General features: G+C 63.5%; 28 protein-coding genes and 2 tRNA genes. 15 read left to right on the plus strand and 15 right to left on the minus strand.

The annotated features are described in order from the left end of the window. Positions 1–19: 19 nt before the first annotated feature. Positions 20–580 (plus strand): guanylate kinase, encoded by a 561-nt coding sequence (gene gmk, locus SynA15127_RS03230; protein ID WP_186484981.1) that lies wholly within the window; start codon positions 20–22, stop codon positions 578–580. Between the two features lie 126 nt (positions 581–706). Here gmk and psaJ read toward each other — a convergent pair whose 3' ends face one another. After that, positions 707–820 carry a photosystem I reaction center subunit IX gene (psaJ, locus tag SynA15127_RS03235; RefSeq protein ID WP_186484982.1) on the minus strand — a complete coding sequence of 38 codons (114 nt, stop codon included), beginning with the start codon at positions 818–820 and terminating at the stop codon, positions 707–709. Between the two features lie 32 nt (positions 821–852). Beyond that, a complete protein-coding gene (locus SynA15127_RS03240) occupies positions 853–1,329 on the minus strand; it encodes a Photosystem I reaction center subunit III (RefSeq protein ID WP_186484983.1) in 477 nt (158 codons plus the stop codon). 76 nt (positions 1,330–1,405) lie between these two features. On the opposite strand from SynA15127_RS03240, the gene tsaD reads away from it, so the two are divergent. Beyond that, positions 1,406–2,479, plus strand: coding sequence for a tRNA (adenosine(37)-N6)-threonylcarbamoyltransferase complex transferase subunit TsaD (tsaD, locus tag SynA15127_RS03245; protein WP_186484984.1), 1,074 nt, complete (start codon positions 1,406–1,408; stop codon positions 2,477–2,479). Positions 2,480–2,515: 36 nt separating this feature from the next. After that, complete coding sequence (locus SynA15127_RS03250; protein WP_186484985.1) at positions 2,516–2,680, plus strand: chlorophyll a/b-binding protein; 165 nt, start codon at positions 2,516–2,518, stop codon at positions 2,678–2,680. Positions 2,681–2,690: 10 nt separating this feature from the next. Here SynA15127_RS03250 and SynA15127_RS03255 read toward each other — a convergent pair whose 3' ends face one another. Then, positions 2,691–3,830: a type IV pilus twitching motility protein PilT gene (locus SynA15127_RS03255; protein ID WP_255475633.1), complete on the minus strand. Its 1,140-nt coding sequence runs from the start codon at positions 3,828–3,830 to the stop codon at positions 2,691–2,693. 70 nt (positions 3,831–3,900) lie between these two features. Between SynA15127_RS03255 and wecB the strand changes: the two genes are divergently transcribed. The 4 genes from wecB to SynA15127_RS03275 are packed head-to-tail and all read left to right on the plus strand — an operon-like array spanning position 3,901 to position 7,084. Further along, positions 3,901–5,013: a non-hydrolyzing UDP-N-acetylglucosamine 2-epimerase gene (wecB, locus tag SynA15127_RS03260; RefSeq protein WP_186484987.1), complete on the plus strand. Its 1,113-nt coding sequence runs from the start codon at positions 3,901–3,903 to the stop codon at positions 5,011–5,013. Further along, positions 4,916–5,584, plus strand: coding sequence for a DUF1643 domain-containing protein (locus tag SynA15127_RS03265; protein WP_186485548.1), 669 nt, complete (start codon positions 4,916–4,918; stop codon positions 5,582–5,584). Before wecB ends, SynA15127_RS03265 begins: the two co-directional genes overlap by 98 nt. Beyond that, positions 5,584–5,829, plus strand: coding sequence for a hypothetical protein (locus tag SynA15127_RS03270; RefSeq protein WP_043695479.1), 246 nt, complete (start codon positions 5,584–5,586; stop codon positions 5,827–5,829). The genes SynA15127_RS03265 and SynA15127_RS03270 overlap by 1 nt, the downstream gene beginning before the upstream one ends. After that, positions 5,819–7,084 (plus strand): sodium:proton antiporter, encoded by a 1,266-nt coding sequence (locus SynA15127_RS03275; protein ID WP_186484988.1) that lies wholly within the window; start codon positions 5,819–5,821, stop codon positions 7,082–7,084. The genes SynA15127_RS03270 and SynA15127_RS03275 overlap by 11 nt, the downstream gene beginning before the upstream one ends. Here SynA15127_RS03275 and gltX read toward each other — a convergent pair. The 6 genes from gltX to SynA15127_RS03305 all read right to left on the minus strand — a co-directional run bounded on the left by gltX (position 7,031) and on the right by SynA15127_RS03305 (position 9,912). Further along, entirely contained in the window at positions 7,031–8,464 is a 1,434-nt protein-coding gene (gene gltX / locus SynA15127_RS03280; protein WP_186484989.1) for a glutamate--tRNA ligase, read from the minus strand. The genes SynA15127_RS03275 and gltX overlap by 54 nt on opposite strands. 21 nt (positions 8,465–8,485) lie before the next feature. Beyond that, positions 8,486–8,559, minus strand: a tRNA-Asp gene (locus SynA15127_RS03285). Between the two features lie 211 nt (positions 8,560–8,770). Beyond that, complete coding sequence (locus SynA15127_RS03290) at positions 8,771–8,959, minus strand: hyperconserved protein Hcp (RefSeq protein ID WP_006043540.1); 189 nt, start codon at positions 8,957–8,959, stop codon at positions 8,771–8,773. Positions 8,960–8,995: 36 nt separating this feature from the next. Then, positions 8,996–9,068, minus strand: a tRNA-Trp gene (locus tag SynA15127_RS03295). A 63-nt stretch (positions 9,069–9,131) separates the two neighbouring features. Further along, positions 9,132–9,599 carry a 50S ribosomal protein L19 gene (gene rplS, locus SynA15127_RS03300; RefSeq protein WP_186485549.1) on the minus strand — a complete coding sequence of 156 codons (468 nt, stop codon included), beginning with the start codon at positions 9,597–9,599 and terminating at the stop codon, positions 9,132–9,134. Positions 9,600–9,627: 28 nt separating this feature from the next. Further along, positions 9,628–9,912 carry a hypothetical protein gene (locus SynA15127_RS03305; RefSeq protein WP_043695490.1) on the minus strand — a complete coding sequence of 95 codons (285 nt, stop codon included), beginning with the start codon at positions 9,910–9,912 and terminating at the stop codon, positions 9,628–9,630. 53 nt (positions 9,913–9,965) lie between these two features. Here SynA15127_RS03305 and map point away from each other — a divergent pair, with 53 nt between their 5' ends. Next, positions 9,966–10,805 (plus strand): type I methionyl aminopeptidase, encoded by an 840-nt coding sequence (gene map / locus SynA15127_RS03310; protein ID WP_186484990.1) that lies wholly within the window; start codon positions 9,966–9,968, stop codon positions 10,803–10,805. Here the strand turns inward: map and SynA15127_RS03315 are convergent. Further along, on the minus strand, positions 10,786–11,541 hold the full coding sequence (locus tag SynA15127_RS03315; protein ID WP_186484991.1) for an SDR family oxidoreductase: 756 nt from the start codon (positions 11,539–11,541) through the stop codon (positions 10,786–10,788). The genes map and SynA15127_RS03315 overlap by 20 nt on opposite strands. A 21-nt stretch (positions 11,542–11,562) precedes the next feature. On the opposite strand from SynA15127_RS03315, the gene ebsA reads away from it, so the two are divergent. From ebsA to SynA15127_RS03330, 3 genes are read left to right on the plus strand one after another with little or no spacing between them, the layout of a single operon-like run. Next, positions 11,563–11,943 (plus strand): type IV pilus biogenesis protein EbsA, encoded by a 381-nt coding sequence (ebsA, locus tag SynA15127_RS03320; RefSeq protein WP_186484992.1) that lies wholly within the window; start codon positions 11,563–11,565, stop codon positions 11,941–11,943. 32 nt (positions 11,944–11,975) lie between these two features. Then, complete coding sequence (locus tag SynA15127_RS03325; protein ID WP_186485550.1) at positions 11,976–13,073, plus strand: phosphotransacetylase family protein; 1,098 nt, start codon at positions 11,976–11,978, stop codon at positions 13,071–13,073. Positions 13,074–13,104: 31 nt separating this feature from the next. Continuing rightward, positions 13,105–13,623 carry a DNA recombination-mediator protein A gene (locus tag SynA15127_RS03330; protein ID WP_186484993.1) on the plus strand — a complete coding sequence of 173 codons (519 nt, stop codon included), beginning with the start codon at positions 13,105–13,107 and terminating at the stop codon, positions 13,621–13,623. Here the strand turns inward: SynA15127_RS03330 and SynA15127_RS03335 are convergent, their stop codons facing one another. Next, positions 13,624–14,076, minus strand: a complete 453-nt coding sequence (locus tag SynA15127_RS03335) for an MAPEG family protein (protein WP_186484994.1) — start codon at positions 14,074–14,076, stop codon at positions 13,624–13,626. A gap of 58 nt (positions 14,077–14,134) precedes the next feature. On the opposite strand from SynA15127_RS03335, the gene SynA15127_RS03340 reads away from it, so the two are divergent. Then, positions 14,135–14,632 carry a YajQ family cyclic di-GMP-binding protein gene (locus SynA15127_RS03340; protein ID WP_043695511.1) on the plus strand — a complete coding sequence of 166 codons (498 nt, stop codon included), beginning with the start codon at positions 14,135–14,137 and terminating at the stop codon, positions 14,630–14,632. Between the two features lie 6 nt (positions 14,633–14,638). On the opposite strand, the gene SynA15127_RS03345 is transcribed toward SynA15127_RS03340, so the two are convergent. Then, the gene (locus SynA15127_RS03345) at positions 14,639–14,935 is read right to left on the minus strand and encodes a hypothetical protein (protein WP_186484995.1); all 297 of its coding nucleotides are present in this window, start codon (positions 14,933–14,935) and stop codon (positions 14,639–14,641) included. 9 nt (positions 14,936–14,944) lie between these two features. Between SynA15127_RS03345 and SynA15127_RS03350 the strand changes: the two genes are divergently transcribed. Beyond that, positions 14,945–15,340, plus strand: coding sequence for a phosphoribosyltransferase (locus SynA15127_RS03350; RefSeq protein WP_186484996.1), 396 nt, complete (start codon positions 14,945–14,947; stop codon positions 15,338–15,340). Beyond that, positions 15,340–15,834 (plus strand): nucleoside 2-deoxyribosyltransferase, encoded by a 495-nt coding sequence (locus SynA15127_RS03355; protein ID WP_186484997.1) that lies wholly within the window; start codon positions 15,340–15,342, stop codon positions 15,832–15,834. The genes SynA15127_RS03350 and SynA15127_RS03355 overlap by 1 nt, the downstream gene beginning before the upstream one ends. On the opposite strand, the gene SynA15127_RS03360 is transcribed toward SynA15127_RS03355, so the two are convergent. Genes SynA15127_RS03360 through hemL form a run of 3 tightly spaced genes read right to left on the minus strand, consistent with a single transcriptional unit; the run spans position 15,827 to position 17,987 of the window. Beyond that, complete coding sequence (locus tag SynA15127_RS03360; protein WP_253912760.1) at positions 15,827–16,234, minus strand: cytidine deaminase; 408 nt, start codon at positions 16,232–16,234, stop codon at positions 15,827–15,829. The two genes, SynA15127_RS03355 and SynA15127_RS03360, sit on opposite strands and share 8 nt — an antisense overlap. Continuing rightward, complete coding sequence (locus tag SynA15127_RS03365) at positions 16,221–16,676, minus strand: hypothetical protein (RefSeq protein WP_186484998.1); 456 nt, start codon at positions 16,674–16,676, stop codon at positions 16,221–16,223. The genes SynA15127_RS03360 and SynA15127_RS03365 overlap by 14 nt, the downstream gene beginning before the upstream one ends. A 9-nt stretch (positions 16,677–16,685) precedes the next feature. Next, positions 16,686–17,987: a glutamate-1-semialdehyde 2,1-aminomutase gene (gene hemL, locus SynA15127_RS03370; protein WP_255475557.1), complete on the minus strand. Its 1,302-nt coding sequence runs from the start codon at positions 17,985–17,987 to the stop codon at positions 16,686–16,688. 136 nt (positions 17,988–18,123) lie between these two features. Between hemL and SynA15127_RS03375 the strand changes: the two genes are divergently transcribed. Then, entirely contained in the window at positions 18,124–19,575 is a 1,452-nt protein-coding gene (locus SynA15127_RS03375) for an FAD-linked oxidase C-terminal domain-containing protein (protein ID WP_186484999.1), read from the plus strand. Positions 19,576–19,582 lie beyond the last annotated feature (7 nt).

Raw genomic sequence — 19,582 nt, forward strand, 5'->3', positions numbered from 1 at the left:
GCCGACGCAGATGCAGGGCATGAGCGGCAGCCGTGGCGGCCTCACCGTGATCACCGGTCCCAGTGGAGTTGGGAAGGGGACTCTGGTCAGCCGTCTTCTGGAACGTCACCCCTCGGTGTGGTTGTCGGTTTCCGCCACTACCCGTGCTCCCCGTGAGGGGGAACAGGACGGCGTCAACTACTTCTTCCACACCAGGGATCAATTCGATGCCCTTGTCACCCAGGGGGGACTGCTGGAATGGGCTGAATTCGCCGGCAACTGTTACGGCACCCCTCGCGCTCCTGTCGAGGAGCAGCTGGCGAGTGGCCGGGCGGTGCTGCTGGAGATCGAACTGGAGGGAGCCCGTCAGGTGCGGCGCAGTTTCCCCAGCGGGTTTCAGATCTTTCTGGCGCCGCCAAGCTTCTCGGAACTGGAACGTCGCATCCGTGGCCGCGGCACGGATGCAGAGGATGCCATTCGTCGTCGGCTGGCCAGAGCTGAGCAGGAGCTGAAGGCTCAGGATGAGTTCGATGCAGTGGTGATCAATGACGCTCTCGACACGGCTCTTGCCGAGCTGGAGCGACTGATGCAGCTTTGCTGAAACCAGTGGATACAGTCGCCCCAAACTCCTCTTTAACCAGCAGAGATTTGCTTGTTGTGTTGGAATGATTTTTGGACAAAAAAAGGACCCCGTAGGGTCCAAGCAGATGACAAACTTTCGAAATCTTCAGGGGTGAAACAGAAGATCCGGGAAGAAGCGGTTCCATTCGATCAGAATGCCCGCTGTTGCTGTGAACCAGATGGCTGCGACAACTGGAGCGGCTGTAAGAAATTTGTTCATTCTTGGGAAAGGCGTGTTTGAGGTCTTTTGGATCAACGAGGTGAAACGGTCACCTTGCTGTCGTCTTCCAGCAGCTTGCCGCTGGTGAATTCAGCAAAAGCAGCTGCTGGCCAAGTGGCTGCTGCCAGGAGGCTTTTGATGGCAATGCTGCGATCGATGAAGATTTCGTAGTTGGCTGCATTCTTTCCTCGGGTGGCTTTGAGGTACTCACGACCAGCCCAACCGATGCAACCGGCGACATACAGGAACATGATGCCGGGGAAGACGAAGTCACCGGCATGGCTCCAACGTCCATCAACGATCAGATGGGGAAGTCCATCGTCACCACAAGATGCCTTGCTGTACATCTCGAAGCGAGCTTTGGCCTGATCTGTGGTGGCTGCAGCGGCTCGTTGCTGAAAACGGGCACTTTCTGAGCAGGGAGTGAGGCCAGCCACATCCGCCTTGGCGACGGGGGCGAAGCCAAACACCAGGAGTGCTGAGAGCACGACGGCGAAGAGACGACGCATCGGAACGATTCCTCTGAACGGTGCCCAGAAAGGGCAGGATGTCACTTGCGGACAGTAGGGGAGGGCCCTGACCACCATGACCTCGGTGCTGGCCCTCGAAACAAGTTGTGACGAGTCGGCCGCGGCGATCGTCACGCGGAGCGAGAACGGCTTTGTGGAGGTCCGTTCCTCTCGGATCGCCTCCCAGGTCGAGGAGCACGCGCAATGGGGTGGTGTCGTCCCTGAGATTGCATCGCGCCGCCACGTGGAAGCTTTGCCGCAGCTGATTGAAGCCGTTGTCTCCGACAGCGGGATCGGCTTCGCTCAGCTCGATGCGGTGGCCGCGACGGTCACGCCCGGCCTGGCCGGAGCGCTGATGGTGGCTTCCGTCACCGGCCGCACCCTTGCGGCCCTACACGATCGACCCTTTCTCGCCATCCATCACCTCGAGGGGCATCTGGCATCCGTGCAGCTGAGTGAGCTGGCTCCGCGTCCCCCTTATCTGGTGTTGCTTGTCAGCGGAGGCCACACCGAGCTGATCCAGGTCGATCAGACTGGTGCCATGGACCGTCTGGCCCGCAGCCATGACGATGCGGCCGGTGAGGCCTTCGATAAGGTCGCCCGCCTGCTCGGGCTCGGATACCCCGGAGGACCTGCAATCCAGGAGCTGGCCACCGACGGTGACGCCTCCCGCTTCGCTCTGCCGAAGGGTCGTATTTCGCTTCCGGGAGGCGGGTTTCACCCCTACGACTTCTCCTTCAGCGGTCTGAAGACGGCGATGCTGCGCAGCGTGGAGACGCTTCGGGCATCGGGGGAACCTCTGCCGCTCGCCGATCTCGCCGCCAGCTTCGAGGCCGTGGTCGCTGATGTGCTGGTGGAACGCAGCCTGCGCTGTGCCCGGGATCACGGGCTTCAACGTCTTGTGATGGTCGGAGGGGTTGCCGCCAACCGTCGGCTTCGCCTGAAGATGCAGGAAAGGGCAAAGGCCGTCGGGGTTTCGGTCTCCATCGCTCCGCTGGCCTACTGCACCGACAACGCGGCGATGATCGGAGCCGCTGCGCTGGAGCGTCTGTCCAGGGGCCGTCGGTTCAGTTCTCCTGAGACCGGCGTTTCGGCCCGCTGGCCACTGCAGCGCGCCGATGAGCTCTACGGAGACGTGCCGGCTTTCTGAAGAATCCCCTTAAGGTGGCGAAAACGTTCCATCCCCATGGCGGAACAGACCGGCAACGCGACGCAGGAACCTGTCGGTTCCGATGAACTGAACGCCTGGCGCCGAGGTTTCACACCTCAGGCGGAGATCTGGAACGGTCGCCTCGCGATGATCGGTCTCTCGGCAGGCATCGCCGTGCTGCTTCTGGTGCGCCTGTTCTGAGCCTGATGGTTCAGCTGCGCCCTCGGAGGGCCTGAGACAGTTCGTTCGGCCTGAGGCTCACGGCAACCGCCTGTTCAGCCTCCACCCGTCCTGCCTCGACCAGAACCTGCAGCGATTGATTGGTGGTCACCATTCCGTCGAACCCGCTTCGCTCCATGATTTCTTCGACTTCATCGAGAGCGCCCCGCTGGATGTAGTCCTTGCAGGCGTCTGTGTTGATCAGGATGTCGTGGTAGGCCGCACGCTTGCCATCTGTGCTGCGGATCAGCCCCTGGGCAATCACCCCGAGCAACGACTCGGAGAGAGACCGACGAATGCTGTCCTGCTCTTCGGGCGGGAACATGCCCAGCACCCGTTCCACCGTCTTGACCGCCGAATTGGTGTGCAGAGTGCCGAACACCAGGTGACCGGTCTGGGAAGCCTCCAGAGCCGTGGAGAGCGTTTCCCGGTCGCGGATCTCGCCGACCAGGATCACGTCAGGGTCCTCCCTCAGCGCGGCCCGCAGGGCGTTGTGGAACTTCAGGGTGTGCAATCCCACCTCCCGATGTCGGATCAGTGATCTCCGGCTTTCGTGCACGAATTCCACGGGGTCCTCAATCGTGAGGATGTGACGGGTTTCGTTGCGATTGATCCAGTCGATCATCGCTGCCAGGGTCGTGCTCTTGCCGGACCCGGTGGGGCCGGTCACCAGGATCAGCCCCTTTGGACGCCCCGCCAGCTCCTGCAGGATCGCCGGCAGGTTCAGCTGCTCCATGGTGAGGATCGTCTGGGGGATCAGCCGCAGCACCATCGCCGGTCCCCGCAGTGAATCCAGCAGGTTGATCCTGACCCTCACGAACGGAAAGGCATGGGAGCCGTCGAATTCCTTCTCCCGGAAAAAGGCATCGATCTGCTGCGGTGAGAGGATCTCCCCCAGCCAGCGTTGAAACACGCTCTGATCGGTGACCGGCCAGTCTGTCTGCTGCATCTCGCCACGAGCCCGGTACCGGGGAGATTCCCCGACACCGAGATGCACATCGGAATGACCTTCCTCATGGGCCACTCGCACGATCGCTTCCAGGCTGGGGGATGCGTCCGTGGCTGCCGCCGGTGCGCTCGAGGTGACCGCAGGCCGCGGCGGGAAGCTGGGAGGAAAGACGGGCTGAGCCACGGCAACACCGTTCCGGTGTCTCAAGGATGCCGACAAACGCCCGTAAGATCCGCACGAACCGTCGACCGTCATGGCTGATCAGCCTCGGGTCACGATCGTTCTGGGCACCCGCCCGGAGGCGATCAAGCTGGCACCCGTGATCCGCACATTTCAGGCCTGCGAGGCTCTGCGAACCCGGGTTGTGCTCACCGGTCAGCATCGCGAGATGGTGACGCAGGTGATGGATCTGTTCGGTCTCAAGGCAGATCGTGATCTGGATCTGATGACCCCCCGTCAGACGCTCACCCATGTGACCTGTGCTGCCTTGAACGGCCTGCGGGATGACTTCCAGGCCTACCCGCCTCAGTTGGTGCTGGTGCAGGGGGATACAACGACGGCCTTCGCTGCCGGACTGGCGGCCTTCTACGAGCAGATCCCTGTCGGTCACGTGGAAGCCGGCCTGCGCACCGACAACCTGCTCGACCCGTTCCCGGAGGAGGCGAACCGTCGACTGATCTCCCAGATCGCCAGCCTGCATTTCGCCCCGACGCCCAAGGCTGAGCTGAATCTGCAGGCCTCGGGTGTCGTGGGGCGCGTCAGTGTCACCGGGAACACGGTCATCGATGCACTGCTGCTGATGGCGGAATCGGCCCCCGATGTCTGTTTCGACGGGCTCGACTGGCAGACCCAGCGCGTGATCCTCGCCACGGTTCATCGACGGGAGAACTGGGGCGATCGCCTCAGGGACATCGCCAGCGGGATGCTTCAGGTGCTTGATCGCCATCCCGACACCGCCCTGCTGCTACCGCTTCATCGCAATCCGACCGTGCGGGAACCACTGCGGGAGATGCTCGGGGATCATCCCCGCGTGGTGCTGACCGAGCCGTTGGATTACGACCGACTGGTGGCGGCCATGAGGGGCTGCACGCTGCTGCTCACTGACTCCGGAGGCCTACAGGAGGAAGCACCTGCTCTTGGTAAGCCGGTTCTGGTGCTGCGCCGGACCACGGAACGCCCCGAGGCTGTGGAAGCGGGTACGGCCCGCTTGGTTGGAACCGAGCCCTCCGCCATCCTGGAAGAGGCCTCCCGTCTCCTTGACGATGCCGATGCCTACGGAGCGATGTCGCGGGCGGTCAATCCCTTCGGGGACGGCCAGGCCAGCGTCAAAATCCTGTCTCTCTGCCGCGAGCACCTCGGCGTCTGAGGCGTTCATCAGCGACGACGGTCACTACAGATGGTGGCTTCGCAGGCGCTGGGAGCAGGGGGATGGCCTGTTGCTGTTCATCGGCCTGAATCCCTCGCGGGCAGATGGCCGCCGCGATGACCCCACCCTGCGGCGACTGATCGGTTTCGCCCGGGGGTGGGGCTACCGGGAGCTTCTGGTGCTCAACCTTTTCGCTCGGATCTCTCCATCCCCGGCGGCTCTGCGCCGCGTCCAGGATCCTGTCGGGGCCAGGAATGATGCCGTGCTGGAGCAGTGGTGTTCAGGCTGGACGCAGCGGCCTGAATGGGATCTTTGGTGCGGTTGGGGGGCCGGTGGATGTTGGCAGCACCGGGATCAGGCCCTGTGTTCCCTGTTGCTGCCCTGCATGGCGGAACGGCAGCGATGTCATCCGACGGCGTCGGGCCCGTTGACCATCGCTCTGACCCGGGGCGGTCATCCCCGCCATCCCCTCTATTCACCGTCTCAGGCTGTGCTCAAGCCGTTCGCTTGGGCAGAGGCCCAGATCATCCGTCATCCTGAGACCACCTCCGCGGTCCGACGACCTCGCTGATGCCCCGCAAACCCCGCCGCTACGCCGTGCATCTCCACCTGGTCGGCGGGCAGACCGAACGGGTCCACTTCCCCAAACTCGAGACCTTTCAGGAGTGGTATCAGGGCATCGTGAACGCGAGTGGTCAGGCCGGTTTCGTCAACGTTCCCATCAGTGATCTGGAGGGCGAGTATCTGGTGGTTCGTCCGGAAGCAGTGATCGGCGTCCGTGTTGAACCTCAGTTCTCCTCGGTCGATGACGCCTGAACGGCTTGGGCTGCTCTGGGGAGTGACCGTCTTCGCCGGAGCCGGGGCAAGGCTGCTGGCGGCTGTGTCCAAACTTCCTGGAGTGGTGCTGCTTCTGCTCTCCGGACTGCTGATCGGACGTTCCGGCCTCGGACTGGTGGAGCCGCTGGATCTGGGTTCCGGTCTGGGGACCGTGGTGGGCTTGCTGGTGAGCCTGGTGCTCTTCGATGGTGGACTCAACCTGCGTTTCCCTGGCGAGACGATCAAGACCACGGTGCAGCGGATCGCTGTTCTGCGCCTGCTGATCTCTCTGGGAGCGGGGCTCATGGCAGCCCACTGGCTGGCCGGATTGAACTGGTCAGTGGCTGCCGTGTTCAGTGCCATCGTTCTGGCCACAGGGCCGACGGTGGTGACGCCTCTGGTGCGTCAGATGCGTCTGGCCTCACCGCTCGGGGACATTCTCGAGGCAGAGGGTCTCGTCCTGGAGCCGATCGGAGCGGTGCTGGCGCTGCTGCTGCTGGAGCTGGTGCTGGGGGATCTGCACGGCTGGCGGGAGCTGGTGGTCGGTCTGCTGCTGCGCCTCGGCGGCGGGGTGCTGATCGGTGCCGGTGTCGGCTGGCTGCTCTCGGAGATGCTGCGCCGGCTGAAACCCGATCAGGCGTCCGGTCTGCCGTTGCAGCTCACGCTGGGGATGCTGTTTCTGATGTATGGCGTCAGTGAATGGTTGCTGCCGGAATCCGCTCTGCCGGCCTCCGTCGCTGCAGGCATCGTCGTGGGCCGACGGCCAGCCACGAACACTGCGGATCTGGATGTTCTGATCCAGGAGCTGGCCCAGCTGGCGATCACGATGCTGTTTCCCTTGCTGGCCGCAGACGTCTCCTGGGCGGAGTTGAGTCCTCTCGGCTGGGGGGGAATCAGCTGTGTCCTGGCCCTGATGCTGGTGGTGCGTCCGATCTCCGTGGGGGTGGCCACTGCCGGACTCCCTCTGAACGGTCGTCAGAGATTCTTCCTGGGCTGGCTTGCACCACGGGGCATCGTCACCGCGTCGGTGGCCTCCCTGTTCTCGATCCGCCTGGAACAGGCCGGGATCCTTGGGGCTGGCCGACTTCAGGGCCTTGTGTTCCTGACCATCCTGATGACGGTGGGTCTGCAGGGCTTGACGGCCCAGCCGCTTGCCCGGGCCCTTGGACTGATCGAGCCGGAGCCGGATGAACCCGTGGTCTCAGCTGAGACAGCGTTCAAGTCTGGGCAGGTCCTCGCCGATCCTGGCCAGTAGCGACCAGGTCGTGAGCAGATCAGGCCCCTGCAGACGACCGAGCAGCGCGGCACGCAGGGATTTCATGATCACGCCCTTCTTCACGCCTGCGGCCTTGGCGGCGTCTCCGAGCAGGATCTGCCCCCGGGCCGGGTCATCCCCGTTCCAGGAGGAGGCGTGCAAAGCGTCCGCCAGGGCCTTGATCGCCGCTGCGGCCCCCTCCACCTCCAGCTGTTTCTCCGCATCAGCCTCCAGGTCAGGGCGTTCGAAGAAGGGGCGGGCCTGATCGACACCGTCCTCGATCAGGGTCAGCGAAGGTCCCAGCAGGGTGCAGAGGTCAAGCCCCCAGTCGGCTGATGCGGGCAGCTGCCACCCGCGCTGCTCCCAGAGAGGCCTGAGGCAGCTGAGCAGCAGTTCGCTGCTCAGGCCATGCAGCACCTGGGCATTGAGCCAGTTGAGCTTGTCCCAGTCAAAGCGCGCGCCCGCCTTGTTGACCCGCTCGAAGCTGAACACTTCAGCAGCCTCCGGCAGGGTGAAGCGTTCCTCCATCCCTTCGGGCACGGACCAGCCCAGCAGGGTCATGTAGTTGGCGATCGCTTCAGGGGTGTAGCCCATCGCGCGGAAGTCGTTGATCGATGTCACGCCGTCCCGCTTGGACAGCTTCCGGCCCTCCGCGTTGAGGATCAGCGGCGCGTGGGCGAAGGCCGGAACTGCCAGTCCCAGAGCCTGATAGAGCAGCAGCTGTTTGGCGGTGTTGGCGATGTGGTCTTCACCACGGATCACATGGGTGATGGCCATGGCGGCGTCATCGACAACCACGACAAGGTTGTAGAGAGGGTCGCCGATCTGATCCGCAGCAGCTCTGCGGGCGATCACCATGTCGCCGCCGAGGTCGGCTCCGCGCCAGCTCATCGGTCCTCGCACCAGATCCGTCCAGCGGATCTCCGCGGAGTCATCAATGCGAAAGCGGATGACGGCTTCCCGACCCTCAAGTTGGAAGGCCTTTTCCTGTTCCGGCGTGAGGTGCCGGTGACGATTGTCATACCGCGGCGCTTGGTTGGCGGCCTTCTGGGCGTCCCGCATGGCCTCCAGCTCCTGCTCGCTGGCGTAACAGCGATAGGCGAGCCCCTGCTCGAGCAGGATCCGGATGGCGTCGCGATGCTGCTCCACCCGTTCGCTTTGGATCACGGGCTCCTCGTCCCAGTCGATGCCAAGCCACTGGAGGCCTTCGAGAATGTTCTGGGTGAATTCGGGTTTGGAGCGCTCCTTGTCGGTGTCCTCGATGCGAAGCAGGAAGCTGCCCTTCTGATTTCTGGCAAAAAGCCAGTTGAAAACCGCAGTTCTTGCCGTGCCGATGTGAAGCGTGCCCGTGGGGCTGGGGGCCAGACGAACGCGCACCATGGCGACACAGGATGGTGAGAACGGGACCGACGGGATTCGAACCCGCAACTTCCGCCGTGACAGGGCGGTGCTCTAACCGGTTGAACTACGGTCCCAGATCGGCCTCGGAACCGGAGCTCGCCCGGCGAAACCTGAACTGTGTCGCCTGCGCGACATCAGCAGTATCGACTGTCGGCATGCCCTCCGTCAACACGTTTCAGCACGCGAACGGAGTGTGTCAGCGAAGCCATGTCGACGCCGTTGCAACAGAAAAATCCCGATGGCACGGCCATCGGGATCATGGGTGTAAACGTTGTCGAGCAGACCTCAGGGCCTGAATCCAGCGGGCTCGATGAGGCGCACCTGGTTTCCACGGGCCGTGAATTCCCGACCCTGGTCGCTTTGCACGACCACACGACCACCTGACTTGACGCGGATGACGCGGGCACGGACCCAGCCGAGGGCGGCTGACTCGAGCACCTTCACAACATCACCTGGTTGAAGATCCAACTCCATGCTCAGAACCGGGAAACTGCACTGGGGGTCATCGGACGCGCCGTGGAGGACTCGAACCCCCGACATCAGGTTTTGGAGACCTGCGTTCTACCAACTGAACTAACGGCGCAAGGCGATGAACCCCCTGACCATCATCAATGTGATGGCGACTGGATTGAACGAGGTCGAAACCTCAGCGATCGAAGCGCTGCTTCACGCGGGTGGCCTTGCCCACCCGTTCCCGCAGATAGAAAAGCTTCGCCCTGCGTACTTTACCGCGCCGCTCAACTTTGATCGAGGCCACCTGGGGGCTGTGCAGCATGAAGACCCTTTCCACACCGATGCCCTGGAAGATCCTGCGCACGGTGATCGTTTCATTCATGCCGCCATGGCGCTTGGAGATCACCACCCCTTCGTAGGGCTGCACCCGCTCCTTGTTGCCCTCGCTGATGCGCACGCCCACCCGCACCGTGTCACCCACGTAGATGTCGGGAAGTTCCGCCTTCAGCTGGTCTGCCTCGAAACCCCGGATCAGCTCTTCCGGGCTGAGTCTGCGGGCTGGTGCCGCACTGGCTTCCGCCGGCGCCTCGGTGGTCACCGCCTCTCCCGAGGTCTCCGTGCTCTCGTCCGCCACCGTCGTGTCCTTCGGATCGGCTGCCATCCCAGCTCCGCGTTGAATCGCCAAACCATCAGTGTACCTTCCGGCGCCATTGCCCGATCAGCATTCCTGCTCCGGTGACCAGCATCCAGAGCAGACCGATGGCGTTGAGGAGGACCACCACCGGCTCCAGCGTCGCCCCGAGCCATTCACCTTCATGCAGAGCCATCAGCCAGTGCACCTGGTCGCGGCTGGCGCCGAACCAGTCCCGGGCCAGTCGATAGCTGACCCCGGAGCACACGGTGATCAGCAGGGGCAGCACCACAAGGGGGGCGATGCGCCGATGCAGTTCGCGCACGCGCACAAGCAGGCTCATGACTGTCACCGCTTCATTCGCTGTTGATAGCGTGACGGATATGGAGTTGGGTGATGAACCTGTTCGCCGAATTGCTCAGCACCACGCAGACCTCCCGTGCCACCGCCACCGGTCCACGCATCCAGAAACGCCGGGGTGTGGAGATCAAATCGGCCCGTGAAGTGAAGATCATGCGCCAGGCCAGCAACATCGTGGCCACCGTGCTCCGCGAAGTGATGGCAATGGTGGAACCCGGCCAGACCACTGGCGATCTCGACGCCTTCGCCGAACGCCGCATCCGCGAGATGGGAGCCACCCCCAGCTTCAAGGGCTACCACGGGTTCCCCGCAAGCATCTGCGCCAGCATCAACAACGAAGTGGTGCATGGCATCCCCAGCCCCAAGAGGGTGATTCACAAGGGTGATCTGCTGAAGGTCGACACGGGTGCTTATTTCGAGGGTTATCACGGCGACAGCTGCGTCACGATCTGCGTCGGGGATGCCTCTCCCGAGGCTCAGACCCTCAGTCGCGTCGCGCGGGAGTCTCTGATGGCCGGTCTCGGCCAGATCAAGGCCGGCAACACCCTCCTCGATATCGCAGGTGCCGTCGAAGACCACGTGCGGGCCAACGGTTTCAGCGTGGTGGAGGACTACACCGGCCACGGGGTCGGCAGGAATCTGCATGAAGAGCCTTCGGTGTTCAATTTCCGCACCGATGAACTGCCGAACCTCACCCTGCGGCCTGGCATGACCCTCGCGGTCGAGCCGATCCTCAACGCGGGCAGCAAGGTCTGCCGCACGCTCCGGGACCGCTGGACCGTGGTCACCCGTGACGGGTCGCTTTCCGCCCAGTGGGAGCACACGGTCCTCGTGACCAGTGATGGCTGCGAGATCCTCACGGACCGTGGCGACTGAGCGAACGGCAGTACAACCATCGCCCGAGTTCCGTCAGCGGCATCAGCACATAGGTCAACGGGTTCGGTGTGACGATCACCAGCCGTAGACCGAGGCCGACCTGCATCAGCATCTGGCGCGCCACGAACTCCGCTGACATCACGCCGATCGGGTTCAGCTCCGATCGGAACGGACCTAGCACCAGCTTGCGGATCACCAGATGCTCCCGCAGGTTCGGGTCGAGATTGGCGCCGCGCAGGGTCACCAGCTGACCGATCAGGCGCTTGCTCAGCTCATAGGCGGGGCTCACCGCCGGCTGGATTTCAGCCTCCGAGGTGTTCACCCACACTTCGCGGCGGTTCCCCCCTGCCGATGCCTTCGCGCAGGCTTCGAACCGCTGCATCAGTCTCCAGGCACTGAGGGCATTGACCTCGATCGCCCGGTTCAAGGTCTCCGGGTCCTGTGCGCCCTGCGGATTGACGCCGTGATTGATGACAAGGATGTCCAGTGCAGCCAGGCAGTCATCGAGTGCCTTCTCCTCCCCGCACCGCCACACCACCCACTCGAAGTCAGGAGCTGATGCGGAGGATGAGCGCTCAGGACTGTGGGTGAGGCCGACCACATGGGCCCCACGGGCCTGGAGTTCCAGCCCCAGAGCTTGTCCAAGCCTGCCTCGGGCCCCGGTGATGCCGATGCGGCGTCCGCTCCAGCGCGTCTCGGATCGCAGGGTCTGGGCCATGGCATCAGCTTGGGGCATCCTTGGCTCATCAGTACGCAGATGGCGCCGCGATTGTCTGATGCCGCCCTGCTGGCACTGTTTGCTCCTTACTGCGGAGGCCTCTCCAGGGAACAGGACTTGCAGGAGGCCCTTCAGGTGCTGGCGGGTCGCCGTCTGGACGGCCTTCGTCCCGTTCACGGGGGGCGTGGTCATCGCTTCCGGTTGAGCTGGAGCGCCGTGCATGCGCCGCTGGAGATCGCGCACTGTGAACTGGCGTTCCCCGATCAGCCCGACATCACGTACCGCTTCGAGCTGCTCACCCATCAGCTCGTGGACTGGCTGATGGATCGTTCCGATTCCGGGGGGGCAGGCTCGGATCTGCCCGACAGCTTCTGGAGATGGTTGCTGACGGGTGCTGATCCTTCCGCAGCTGACGCCTAGATTCGATGCGGAAGGCGGATCGGCATCAGTTCATGGGAACGACTCTGTTGATCGGATCCTGTGAACCCTTCAGCGGCAAATCGGCCCTGGTGTTGGGCATCGCCCAGCAGCTGATTCAGTCCGGACTTCCGATCCGTTTTGGCAAGCCCCTGGCCACCAGCCTCGACTGGGACCCTGACAAGGGACCTCTGCCTCAGCCCCTGATCGACGATGACGTGCGTTTCGTCGGCGACACCCTGGGGCTGTCCTCCGATCGACTGATCTCCTCGCTCCATCTGCTGTCACCGACGACGGCCACCCTCCGTCTCGGTCAGGGTCAGCTGGACCCTGGCGAAGGATTCGACCAACTGCGTCAACAGGTCGCGAGCGATCCAGGCCTGACCCTGCTGGAGTGCGCCGGGTCCCTGCAGGAAGGTCTGCTCTACGGACTGAGCCTGCCGCAGCTGGCCGAGGGTCTCGAAGCCAAGGTGGTGCTGGTGCATCTCTGGCAGGACAGCCGCAGCGTGGAGCCCTTGCTGGCGGCGAAACAGATCCTCGGCGACCGCCTGGTGGGAGTTGTGCTCAACGCCGTCACCCCTGATGAGGTGGAAAGCCTCGAGCGGCAGGTGGTGCCGGCTCTGGCGAATCTTGGCCTGGTGGTTTTTGGAGTCATGCCCCGCTCGCCGCTGCTGCGCAGCGTCACCGTCGGAGAACTGGTGCGACGTCTGGAGGCGCGGGTGATCTGCTGCGCCGATCGTCAGGAGCTGCTGGTGGAGACGCTGAGCATCGGCGCGATGAATGTGAATTCCGCCATGGAGTTCTTCCGGAGGCGCCGCAACATGGCGGTGGTGACCGGGGCTGACCGCACGGATATCCAGCTGGCGGCTCTCGAGGCCTCGACCCAGTGTCTGATTCTCACCGGTGCTGGAGAACCGTTGCCACAGCTGATCAGCCGGGCAGAAGAACTGGATGTTCCGCTGCTGAAGGTTGAGCACGACACGCTGGCGACGGTCGAGGTGATCGAGCAGGCCTTCGGCCATGTGCGGCTGCATGAAGCGGTGAAAGCCACCTATGCCTTCCGGCTCGTCGAGGAGCACTGCCGCCTGGATCGTCTGTTCGCAGCACTGAACCTGCAGGCAGCAACGGTTTGAACGTTGCTAGTTTCCGATGAGGACCAGTGGGATGTCCTTGGGTCAGTCTCTAGATCTTCCTTCTCTTGATCGGGTGGACACCCTGGCTCAGGAGCTGGCGCTGCTGCAGGACAAGGGAAAGCGCCGCATCGCTGTGCTCGGCAGCCGCCATGTTCCGGTGGTTGCCATCCATCTGATCGAGCTTGTGGCGCGCTCCCTCGTTCAGGAGGGGCATTCGCTGATCACGTCTGGCTCGCAGGGGGTCAATGCGGCCGTCATCCGTGGCGTTCTGGAGATCGAACCGTCCCAGCTCACGGTTCTGCTTCCCCAGAGCCTGGATCGTCAGCCGGTCGAAATCCGTGATCTGCTGGATCGGGTGCTGCACTTGGTCGAGAAGCCCGAGCAGGATGATCTGCCGTTGCCGATGGCCAGCAGCCTCTGCAATCAGGAGATCATCAATCGCTGCGATCAGCTGATCTGTCTGGCCTTTCACGACAGTGAAACCCTTCTTGCCAGCTGTCGCACCGCCGAGGACATGGGCAAGGTGGTGAGTCTGCTTTATTTCGACTGATCAGTTGCTGATCAGTGCTTTCAGTCCCTCGCTGTAGAGAAGCCCGCTGCAGATGAGTCCGCTGGCCCAGCAGAGTCCACGCAGGGGCGGAACATTGCCGACATAAGCAGCGATGTAGGCCACCCGAAGCGCTGGGTGGGCGAATGCGGCAACGATGGCAGCAGCGGGAAGCGCTCCGCTCTGGAGGGAGCCGATCAGAGCCAGCAGTGCAGCCGGCGCATGCAGGGTGAACGCTTCAAAGCTGTTCTGATGAGCCCAGCTGGCCCGCTTCCCCCAGTCCGGGAAGCGTTCGAACATGGCGCGGGGAGCCGCCATGTCCTGGATCTCGAAGTTGGCAGCTGAGCGGGCAGCGCCCAGGGGAATCAGGCTGGCCAGCACCGTCCCTCCTGCGAGCACCAGGGACCAGGCGTAGGGCGCGGCATCCGTGGCGGTGAACAACTGCAGCAGCGACATGGGGAGCGGTCCCGTAACAGGAGGGTTTCTAAGCTGAAGAGTCGAGCAAACGCGAGCCATGGCCAGCACCTACTCCTTTGATGTGGTGTCCGATTTCGACCGGCAGGAGCTGGTGAACACCCTTGATCAGGTGCGTCGGGATGTGGGAACCCGCTACGACCTCAAGGATTCCAAGACCGAGATCGACCTGGAGGAGACCGAACTGGTGATCACCACCGCCAGTGATATGACGCTTCAGGCGGTGGAGGACGTGCTTCGCGCCAAGGCGACCAAGCGCAATCTTTCGCTGAAGATCTTCGACTTTCAGGACCCGGAGAGCGTCGGTGGCAATCGGGTCAAGCAGGTGGTGAAGCTTCGCAAGGGACTCAGCCAGGAGATCGCCAAGAAGCTGAGCAAGATCGTGCGCGATGAGCTGAAGAAGGTCACTGTGGCGATTCAGGGGGAAAGCGTTCGCATCACCGGCAAGAGCAAGGACGACCTCCAGGTGGCGATCCAGCTGGTGAAGAGCAAAGAGGATGAACTGGATGTCCCTCTGCAGTTCGAGAACTACCGCTGATCCCGATCACCTCGACGGGGTCTCAACGGCCGGCATCGCACCGCAGTGACGGCCGACGGATGGCATCCAGGCCAGCTCCAGCTTGGTTTCCTCATGCTCATCAAGGCTCCTGCCGATGGTCATGGCGGTTCGGCAGGCATCCCTTTGGTTCCCCTGCTGCTCCAGAACAGCAGCCATGGCCATGAAGTCCTGCCACGTGTCCGGGCCCAGCGTTGGCCCTGCTTTGACGGTGGGGATGATCAGAAACGTTCCCACCAACAGCAGGACGGCTCGCCGTCTTGATCTCAGATTGACTTGTGCCATGCTCCGGCCATGAGGCGGCTCACCTGGAATGAGTTTGATCAGGCTGTGCTCGTTCTGAGCAAGCGTTTTCAGGGACACCCTTTCACCGGTGTGCATGGGATTCCACGGGGTGGACTGTGTCTTGCGGTCGCCCTCAGTCACGCGCTGGAACTCCCGATGCTGTCCACCCCGGATGCGGCATGTCTGGTAGTGGATGAGGTCTATGAGACGGGGAAGACCCTGGCGGCGATGCGGCAGGAGCTGCCCGATGCAGGCTTCGCGGTCTGGGTCAGCAAGCAGCCACCGCAGTGGTGGGAGGCGGTGGAAGTCACGGATCGCGATGACTGGCTGGTGTTCCCTTGGGAGAACGCCGAGCGTGCCGGAGTGGACGAACAGGCCTACCGGCAGGCTCGTGGACTGGTGTGATGGCGGCAAAGACCATCTACCTCGCCTCGCCGTATGGATTCTCCGAACAGTGGAAGAGACTGCTGTTGCCGGAATTCATCCAGGCGCTTGAAGCCCTTGGGCTGGAGGTCTGGGAGCCCTTCGCCCGCAACGGTCAGGTGGATCTGGCGGAACCCGGCTGGGCCTATCGCGTGGCCCAGCGTGATGTTCAGGACGTGCGGGATGCCGATGCGCTGTTCGCCATCGTGAACGGAACGCCTCCCGATGAGGGGGTGATGGTGGAACTGGGCGTCGCAATCGCTCTCGGCAAGCCCATCTTTCTGTTCCGCGACGACTTCCGCCGCTGCACGGACTCCGAGCAGTACCCTCTCAATCTGATGCTGTTCGCCGGGCTGCCGGAGCAGGACTGGCAGACCCATGTTCACGAGAGCCTGATGTCCATCGGCGATCCCTCCAAAGCCCTTGCACGCTGGGCCCGAAACGACGGATCTCTTTCAACGGTCGCTGTCAGCTGAGACGGAATCCCTGAGGGATCAACGCTGCAAGGCGGCGGCTTCCGACGCCGTCGATGTGGATCTCGGCATCGCTGGGCAGCAGTTCCAGCATCACCTGCCGACAGGCTCCGCAGGGCATGCGCAGGGCTGCGGTGTCCGCCTGATCATCCGTTTCGTCGCTGGCATCGATGCAGCTCACAGCAAGGGATGTGGGCCGCTTCCCCTGGGCAAGAGCGCTCGTCAGAGCCACCCGTTCGGCGCAGATGCTCAACCCGTAGCTGGCGTTCTCCACGTTGCAGCCATCGACGACGCTGCCGTCAGCACAGAGAACCGCCGCACCCACCCGGAAATTGGAGTACGGGCAATGGGCCCGCTGTGCTGCAGAGCGGGCGCGGATCAGCAGCTGTTCAGGATCGGTCAAGGCAGCGACCTGATGCTGTTTCATCCAGACGGGTGAAGGGTGTGTGCTGGCCGATCGCCACCAGCGTGGATCTGTTGCGGAGGCTGAACCGCAGATCCGACCCGATGCTCAGATCGCCTTCCACGACGGCTTTGGCATCACGGGGCTGCTGGTTGACGGCGGTGGCGACAGGGCCGATCAGGGCCTGGAATGACCAGCGGTAGCTGACGGTTCCGTCCTCTGCAACGACCCCATCCGGTGCGAGCAGGTCGTCGGCCAGCACAGAGAGCCTGCTGTCAATCACGTAGCGGGGTGAAACGTGAACAGCTCCCTCCCGATGCACCTCAAAGGTCTGGCCCTGCACCACACGCATCCCTGGGATGGGTCCGGGCGACCATCGGCTCTGGACGGCCTCGATGGTGCAGACAAGCGGGGGAATCGCAGGAGTCGCCGCCAGAAGCATCGGAAGCGGTCAGGCAACAGCCGCGAAGCTCTCGCGGAATGCATTCAGGGTTGCGTCGATGTCTGCGTCGGAGTGGGCCAGGGATGTGAAGCCCGCTTCAAAGGCGCTGGGTGCCAGATAGACCCCGCGCTCGAGCATGGCGCGATGCAGCCTGCCGAATCGTTCGGAGTCGGTGGCCTTGGCTTCCTCGAAATTGCGGACAGGGCCTTCACAGAGGAAGAATCCGAACATGGCGCTGACGCTTCCGCCAGTGATCGGCAGCCCTGCCTCGGCGGCGGCGGCTTTGATGCCGTTGATCAGGGTCTCCGTGGTGGCCGCGAGCTTCTCATAGGTGCCTGGCTGGCGCAGCAGTTCGAGGGTCTTGATGCCCGCGGTCATCGCCAGAGGATTTCCGCTCAGCGTGCCGGCCTGATACATCGGCCCGGCCGGAGCGACCATCGCCATGATGTCGGCCCGGCCTCCGTAGGCACCGACGGGAAGGCCGCCGCCGATCACCTTGCCCATGGTGGTGAGGTCCGGCGTGACGCCGAAGTGGGCCTGCGCTCCTCCATAGCTGATCCGGAACCCGGTCATGACCTCGTCGAACACCAACAGGGCGCCATGCTCCTTGGTGAGCTCCCGCAGTCCTTCCAGGAAGCCTGGCTCCGGCTGGATGAATCCGGCGTTGCCGACGATCGGCTCGAGGATTACTCCGGAGATGGCGTCAGGGTTCTCGGCGAACAGCTGTTTGACCGCCTCCAGATCGTTGTAAGGGGCAGTGAGGGTGTTGGCCGTGGTGCTGCGCGGCACCCCGGGGGAATCCGGCAGTCCGAGGGTCGCCACCCCCGAGCCCGCTTTCACCAGGAACATGTCCGCGTGGCCGTGGTAGCACCCTTCGAACTTGATCACCTTGTCCCGGCCTGTAAAGGCCCGCATCAGGCGGAGCACCGCCATGCAGGCTTCGGTGCCGCTGTTCACGAAGCGGACCATCTCCACGCTGGGGACGGCGTCGATCACCATCTCGGCGAGGGTGTTTTCCAGGGCGCAGGGAGCCCCGAAGCTGGTTCCCTTCTCGATCGCTTCCTGCAGGGCACTGATCACCTCGGGGTGGGCATGCCCGCAGATCGCCGGTCCCCAGCTGCCGATGTAGTCGATGTACTTGTTGCCATCCACGTCCCACGCATAGGGGCCCTTGACGCGATCGAACACGATCGGCTGTCCGCCCACGGACTTGAACGCACGCACCGGCGAGCTGACTCCACCGGGCATCAGGCCCTGGGCTTCGCCGAAGATGGCCTGGGAGCGGCTGGTGTTCAACAGGGAAGTTGTCACGGGAACCGACGCCAAAAGGCTGATGCAAACCGTGCAACATCCTGACCCAGGAACGTCCGGATGCGTCTGGAGTGTGTCTTGATCGCGGCCGCGGCACCCGGAAGCTGTTTAGCTTGAGCCAAGCGCAGGTTGAGGTGTGCCCCACGACTGGACAGCGCTGGAGAGGGATCTCCGCCGTCATCTGCCGTCGCGAGCCGTGTTGGCAAAGCGTCAGGACCTGCTCAGCTACGACTGTGACGGTTTGACACTTGAACGCCATCGGCCCCCCCTGGCAGTGCTCCCGGAGACCACCGAACAGGTGTCTCACGTGCTGCGGTTGTGCCGGGATCACCAGGTCCCTTTCGTGGCCCGCGGCAGTGGAACCGGTCTCTCAGGAGGCGCTCTGGTCGATCAGCAGGCCCTGCTGGTGGTGACCAGCCGCATGCGCAGGATTCTTGATCTCGATCTGGAGAACCAGCGCATCACCGTTCAACCCGGCGTGATCAACAGCTGGGTGACCCGTGCGGTTGCGGGGGATGGGTTCTACTACGCGCCCGATCCGTCCAGTCAGGTGGTCTGCAGCATCGGTGGCAACGTCGCGGAGAATTCCGGAGGCGTCAACTGCCTGAAGTACGGGGTCACCAGCAACCACGTCCTCTCTCTGGAGGTGGTGCTTCCCGATGGAACGGTGACGCAGCTCGGCAATGGACTGGCGGAATCAGCTGAGCTGGATCTGAGAGGGGCATTCATCGGCAGCGAGGGCACCCTCGGGATCGCGACGGCGATCACGCTGCGTCTTCTGCGGGCGCCGGAGTGCGTGAACGTGCTCCTGGCGGACTTCGAGACGATGGAGGCTGCCGGCGAGGCGGTGCGGGCCGTCACCGCGGAAGGACTGCTTCCGGCGGGGATGGAGATCATGGACAACGTCACGATCAACGCCGTGGACGATTTCTTCGGCTACGACGAGTACCCCCGCGATGCGGCCGCGGTGCTCCTGATCGAGCTGGATGGCCAGGTGGCGGAAGTGCAGGCCTCAGCGGAGCGGGCTGAGCAGTTGTGTCGTCATGCCGGGGCCCGCGGCCTGCGCCTTGCTCAGGACCCCACGGAGTGCGCGGTGCTCTGGAAGGGGCGCAAGTCGGCCTTCTCCGCCGTGGGAAAGATCACTCCCACCTATTACGTCCAGGATGGCGTGGTTCCTCGCAGCAGCCTGCCGTCCGTGCTGGCCGCCATCGAACGCCTGAGCCAGGATCACGAACTTCCCGTCGCCAATGTCTTTCACGCCGGCGACGGCAACCTCCACCCCCTCATTCTCTACGACGCCGGAGAGCCGGAGGCGGAGTCGCGGGTGAAGCAGCTGGGCGCCGCCATCCTGAAGGAATGTCTGGCAGTGGGTGGCAGCATCAGCGGCGAGCACGGGATCGGGGCTGACAAGCGGTGCTACCTCGACTGGATGTTCGAGCCCGACGATCTCCAGACCATGGCTCTGCTGCGCAGCGCCTTCGATCCGGACGGACGGGCCAATCCGGGCAAGGTCCTTCCGACCCCGAGGACCTGCGGCGAGTCCGCGAAGCGATCGGTGACGCTTCCCACCGGGGTTGAGGTCTTCTGATTCCCCT

This window comes from Synechococcus sp. A15-127 (assembly GCF_014280215.1).
GTDB lineage: Bacteria > Cyanobacteriota > Cyanobacteriia > PCC-6307 > Cyanobiaceae > Parasynechococcus.